2 protein-coding genes are annotated in these 3,411 nt (G+C 50.7%); both read left to right on the top strand.

Annotated elements, in window-relative coordinates:
• On the top strand, positions 1 to 847 hold an 847-nt coding region (locus QP400_RS10425), incomplete at its 5' end, for a Rib/alpha-like domain-containing protein (RefSeq protein ID WP_285444648.1).
• A gap of 654 nt (positions 848 to 1,501) precedes the next feature.
• A partial coding sequence (locus tag QP400_RS10420; protein ID WP_285444901.1) for a Rib/alpha-like domain-containing protein occupies positions 1,502 to 3,411 on the top strand: 1,910 nt, incomplete at its 3' end.

Genomic DNA, 3,411 nt, shown 5'->3' with positions numbered 1-3,411 from the left:
TGTGGTGACTTATCCGGATGGGTCTACTGACACTGTTGAGGTTCCGGTTAAGGTTGGTGCGGCTGATAAGCCTGTTGATCCTGAGGATACTTCGAGTGTGGTTGAGCCTGTTTATCCGCCGGTGAAGGGGGATACTTCTTCTGAGGTTCCGACCTTTGTTGACGGTGATGGCAATGAGGTAGATAAGCCTGCTGCTGGCGAGGGTCAGGATGAGGTGAAGTTCGATCCTGGTGAGGATGCTCCCGATGGGGCTCAGGTTGATCCGGATAGTGGTGTTGTTACTATTCCGGAGGTTCCTGCTAAGGGGGAGGATCCTGTGGTTGTTCCGGTTGTGGTGACTTATCCGGATGGGACTACCGATACCACCACGGTCAAGTTCGAACCAGAACCAGCCGAAGAAGGTCAGCCGTCCTGGGATTCAGTAGAACTGAAGCCGGGTGAGGAAACCTCCATACCCAATAAGGGCGAAAAGATATCCGGTGCGACTGTTGAAACGGAAGGTCCTGGAACAGCTCAAATTGACGACGAGGGCAATATTAAGGTTCTCGCTGATCAAGATGCTAAGCCCGGGGACAGAATAACGGTGACGGTAAAGGACCGGAGCGGGAAGATAGTCGGCAAACTAGTCGTTACGATCGCTCAGTCCGATAAGCCGAGCAAACCTGAAAAACCAGGAAAGGAAACTAGTACTGGTAATGGTGGGCATTCTGAAACCACAACAACCGTAGTTGGTCAGCCGAGCTTGGCATCTACCGGCACAGCGGTGCTTGGCTATGGCGCCGCATCGGTTGCGTTGTTACTGGCAGGCGCAGGCATAGTGGCATATTCCCGCCGTAGGAAGGAATAGTAAACCGCTGTAGTGTTCCCGCCCCTCTGAAGATTTTCTTCGGAGGGGCGCACTATCTTAAATGCTCTGTCGTGCAGTCTCGAATTATAGGGTGCCGGTAAACACTGACGAAGTAATTGATATAGCAGCTTAGGTAAAAGATTTGCTGTTCCGGGGCCTTAGTGACCGCATAAAGCTAAAGCCAATGGTATTCGACAATAATTCAGATAGACCTGATACGTGCTCCAAATCCAATAAATAATGTATCGCTATATGAGACGAGTCGTCTCTTGTGAGCAGCGCCATGTGTGCGCGTGAATGACACGGTTGCCACATTTTGCACATACTACTAGTAGTAAGAGTTGCCATGGCTGCAATCGTGAGGCGCATCAAATATTTGAGGTAGCGCCAAACATGCAATCCTAATTCTTGTATTGCAGACACAAGTGAATGGAAAATGAAACCTTCCGGAAATACATTAGTGAATTAAAATTAGTTTATTGAATGTAGACTGAATGTTTTTAAAACCTATTGTTATCCCACAAATAAGACCCTAGCCTGAGGCATACAGCGAAGTCGGTACTGATCTCGAGGCAATCCTTCGAACTTAGTTGCCGCCTGATAACCAGATGCGGTTGTCAGCTCTCACGAATTTTTCCTCAGGAGAAACGTTCTATGAACAATGTTTCAAGGTTCTTATTACTAGCGCCTCGATCGGTACTTGCGACGTTAGGTGTGGCGGCTATGACCGCAGGTGGTTTGGTGCTGGCTCCGGCGGTGGCGCCAACTAATGCTGCGGCTGAACAGGCTCCAATATTGAGTGCAGGCGAGTGGCTAAAGAAGGGCACTGTCAATGGGTACGTTTTCGTTGACCGTGTTGGCAACCGCACCACCAAGCAGCCTGACGATGTTCCGCTATCAAATGTGAAGGTTTACGCGCAGTGGAAGGACGCCGATGGCGTGGTTTCCCCGGTTTACACTGCGAATACAAAATCTGATGGTTCTTATTCAATCGCCCTTCCTGACTGGAAAGATGCAAATGGTAGGAGCCACAAGTTCAAATCTCACATAGGCCAGCAGCTGCGTACTTGGTTCGACAACCCGGATCCTTCGAAGTACTGGAAGTCCTTCAGTGAAGCTGATGGGAACTTCGGTTCTGTAGGAGACCGTTACCAGTCGACTTGGCTGGATCTATCCCATGTCTACAACCAGAACATGACCGTTCAGGAAATTCCGCAGACGGATCAGATGCACAAAGCTAGGGCTGACTGGAAAAAATCTACCCGTAAGGGTGGCGGCGGAGATGTCACGGGGGCCGTCTTCTATGACATGCGCGGCGCTTTCGGCAATACGGCAGCGCCCACTGCAAGCGAAAAAATCTATGGCGATGTAGGCGTTCCGGGTACCACGGTCGTAGGTTCGTATGTGCAGGACGAAGTGGCGCGACGCTTCGACCAGTGGAAGAAGGCTCATAAGGGATTCTCCTTTGATGAGTTCACTGCTGCGCAACGCGAGATCATCAAAAAGTATGAGGCAGAGACTGGTAAATCTGCCATTGCCGAGACTGTTTACGATGTGACAGATAATGAAGGCAGGTACCACCTACAGTTCGACGGTCTAGGCGGCACAAGCTACCGCGATAAGGGTATCTCTACGCTCGCGTGGGGTGAACCCGTTCCTGCCAACAAGGGGTCGTGGGCTGCTGGAAACATGCAAAGCAAGCATGTAAACACTGGCTACATGTATGTCTCCCCAGTTCTTCCTGAGGGCTTGGGTGCGGCTATGAATAACTTCCAGTCGAACCGATACCAATTTGGCGGTGAAGAGGTCGGTTACGCTACAGCACCAGGGCTATCGAATGTGGAAAATGTTCGCTTTGCTCTGAAAATGCAGGATCTGGTGTTTGACGTGACCGACTACAACACCACGGATAAACCTGCCACCCCAGGCACCACCGTCAATACAAAGACGGCTGGCACCTTCCCAAACACGGATTATGACATTGTCTGGACTGACGACAAAGGCAAGGAAGTAGGCTCATGTACCGCCACCTCAAGTAATTTGGGTGTTTTAGAGCCATGCGCGTTTGTCGTTCCGAAGGATCTAGATCAGCCGACCACCTACACTGCTCAGCTATACCCTAAGGGCATTCGTAAAACTGCTTTAGCTGCAGACTCTTTCACAGCGAAAGTAACTCCCGAATACAAGCAGACCAGCGTCGAACCTGGCAAATCCACAACTGTAGATACCCCCTTGCATAGCGAAAATGGGACTAAGCCTGCGAAGGGCACCAAGTTCGCGCCGGCGAATATCGATAAGGATGAGATTCCTGAAGGTGCCGTCAAGGAAATTCCCAAGTGGGCAACAGTCAATGGGGATGGCACTATTGCAGTGTCTCCGGATGCGGGCGTGCCTGAGGGCGACTACAACATCCCAGTCAAGGTGACCTACCCGAATGGTGTTGAAAAAGTAGTATTAGCGCCCATTCATGTTGGCAAGAAACAGATCACTGATTCGGTTGATCCGAAGTATGCGCAGGATACTGTGGTCAAGGCTGGGGAGTCTGGGACTGTTGTGGCTCCTAA

The sequence above is a fragment of the Winkia sp. UMB3158 genome (assembly GCF_030217145.1).
GTDB lineage: Bacteria > Actinomycetota > Actinomycetes > Actinomycetales > Actinomycetaceae > Winkia > Winkia anitrata.
This window is presented reverse-complemented; position numbering and strand designations above follow the sequence as displayed.